The sequence below is a fragment of the Shigella sp. FC1967 genome (assembly GCF_001743005.1).
In the GTDB taxonomy this organism is placed as follows: Bacteria; Pseudomonadota; Gammaproteobacteria; order Enterobacterales; family Enterobacteriaceae; genus Proteus.
This window is the reverse complement of sequence record NZ_MIIZ01000848.1, coordinates 1-2541: the sequence shown is the minus strand read 5'-3', so window position 1 is coordinate 2541 and position 2541 is coordinate 1. Positions and strand designations below refer to the sequence as shown.

At 49.0% G+C, this 2541-nt stretch carries 2 protein-coding genes and 1 pseudogene; all 3 read left to right on the top strand.

Annotation, left to right across the window (positions count from 1 at the left end):
- A pseudogene (locus BHE89_RS25910) lies at nt 1-106 on the top strand (EAL domain-containing protein); the annotation flags it as partial.
- Nucleotides 103-1110 carry a TraU family protein gene (locus BHE89_RS14450; protein ID WP_069369993.1) on the top strand — a complete coding sequence of 336 codons (1008 nt, stop codon included), beginning with the start codon at nt 103-105 and terminating at the stop codon, nt 1108-1110. The pseudogene BHE89_RS25910 and the gene BHE89_RS14450, both read left to right, overlap by 4 nt.
- Nucleotides 1111-1225: 115 nt before the next feature.
- Nucleotides 1226-2541: conjugal transfer mating pair stabilization protein TraN (traN, locus tag BHE89_RS14445; protein WP_216081013.1), on the top strand; the 1316-nt coding region annotated here is incomplete at its 3' end.

Sequence of the window (2541 nt, the reverse complement as noted above, 5' to 3'; positions counted from 1 at the left end):
GGGGGAGAGCGCCAAATTACTTGGACTGTCATGGCAACAAGGTTTCTATCACGGGAAGCCTGCTGTCATGGAGAAACATTTGAATTACGTAAAGGCCTTACCATGATACAAAAAATTCTACGGGTCATTGCCGTTAGCGCGGTCTTTTGGGTTCGTTCGGTATCGGCTGACCCTGGGTGCCAGAATGCGGAAGTAATCGGCGGAAAACTGATTACTGACATCTGCTGGAGCTGTATTTTTCCCATCAAAGTAGCGGGGGTTCCTATAAGTGGTGGAGGCGGATCATTCCCGAGTGAAGCCGTAAGCAACCCTCTGTGTATGTGCGAGGATAATCTAGGGGTCCCTCGGCCTGGAGTCACCACTTCTATGTGGGAGCCAGCACGGCTCGTTGAATTTCAGAGAGTGCCTGGCTGCTCATCTGTCTTGAATGGTGTCAGGTTCCCGTTTGATAGGACTAACCAAGGGCATCATGGCATGGGAGACATGGATGGTGGTGATGGTTCTTTTATGCACTATCACTACTATGCGTTTCCTCTGTTGGTGATGCTCGATTTATTTATTAAGCAGACCTGTAATGCTGATGGGTATATGGATCTCGACATCATGTACATGTCGGAGCTCGACCCGACCTGGAACAATGATGAGCTCGCTTTTTTTACCAATCCAGAGGCGGCGGCAGTAGCAAACCCAATTGCGGCGGCTGCGTGTACTGCTGATGCTGTCTCATCAACCGCTGGAAAACCTTTAAAACAGCTTTTCTGGTGTGCTGGTTCATGGGGCACCCTGTATCCATTTAGTGGCAACCAGAATGGTGGAAAAGGTGTTATCCGCGATAGCAGTCTTCTTAGCACAAGGGTTCTGGCTGCTTTGCATCGCCGGGGGTTAGCGTGGAAGACAATGGGTTCTGAGGCTATGTGTAGAGGCGTTATTAGCCCAACACTACCCAAAACGCAGTACAAATTCACGCTATTGCATCCGGTTCCAGAGACAAACTCATCTCACGTAATTGGCGAATCCACTCTTACGTGGGGTCTGGCGCGAACTATACCGGCAATTGGGCAAGACCCTATTTACACCATCTGGCGATGGAATGATTGCTGTAACAATTGAGCAGACCCTAACGAATTTGCACGGGCATTTTAGATTATGCCCCAAAAGGGCCACTACACGTACAGGTGGCCCTTGTCTTCTCAGATAGCATGGGAAGGTTGAAATGGAGAACATAATGCGAAGTCATAATTACTTTATGAAAGCTGTGGCCTCGCTGTTGACAGTAACCATGTCTGCGCTGCCGATACATTCCTACGCTAACGGTAGCCAAGACCAGGACATCACAGCGGTGGGTAAAGAGGCCCAGGCTTTCGGACAAAACCTCTCAAACTCATTCAAGTCGAGCTCGGGGACTGTGCAAGATGGCACAATCTCTATGCCGACGTTGAAAGACGGTCAATTCCAAATGAACGGGGGGAGTCAGATTAATGTCAATGATCTATTCCCCGGAACGAGCGGGACCAACAATAAACCTGATAGTTATTACTTCCCTGATGCCAATAAACCTGATGTGGGCGGTCTGCAAGGCATTTACGACTCTGGCGATGACATGGACAGCGTGGGGAATAATGCAAAAGGGTCGCTGTGGAGTGATGCCAATAGTGCTAATCCATCAATTTCTGGTGCGGCATACAAGGTTCTTCTCGATGCCTCTAATCGATCACGCCCTGATTTCAGTAATGACCCGGTACTAAATCTAAGCAAAAAGACCTATGAGGATATGGACCTCATCGCAGGTGGCTTTGGGGATTGTTCTGCCGAAACAACCATCAATCAGAATACTATCAACGCCCACATTCCAGAGTATGAACGGTGTCAGCGTGTTGTAGATCAAAGCGCGGACTGTGAGGTTGTCCATGACTACGACGCCTCTGTGGTGAAGCACTATGATGGTCCATATAACCTCAAATCTTGTGGAGAAGGCTGTACTGAGTTGTGGATCGGTCGAGTGGCGGACAACTACTGGAGTGGTAACTGCAAGATTTATGAGGAGTACACGCGGGTCCAAGTCAGCAATCCAGATGCCATAGTGTCTGCAACGCTTGAATATGCGAAGTGGGATGACTACATGCAGGTTTGGGTCGGTAAATCCGGCCAAGAGACGAAAGTATGGTCAGGACCGAATGGGAACTTCCCTCCTGAAACTGCTGGTAAATGTGAGCTTTCCACGAGCTGGGAGCGGAACCCAAATGTTGATGTCACTCCCTATTTTAAGAACGTGAAAGATGGTGATGTTGTTACATTCAAGATCCGTGTTTCAGTAACCGGTGAAGGTGAGGGTTTTGGCCGCATAAAACTCCGCTATGACCCATCGAAAGCCATTACCAAGGATGAGTGGGCTCCACAGAGCTGCATGGATTCAGCCAAAGGGGTGGTAGATGGTTTTGCGGAAGGCGAGATCACATGTATAGATGACCCGACTGATGCTACTGGCTGCACAGTCATCAATGGGATCAAAGTTTGCGAATCTCAACTCAAGCCGTCACCTTT

Coding starts and splice junctions, on each gene's coding strand:
- BHE89_RS14450 (WP_069369993.1), top strand. CDS start 103: ATGATACAAAAAATTCTACGGGTCATTGCCGTTAGCGCGGTCTTTTGG.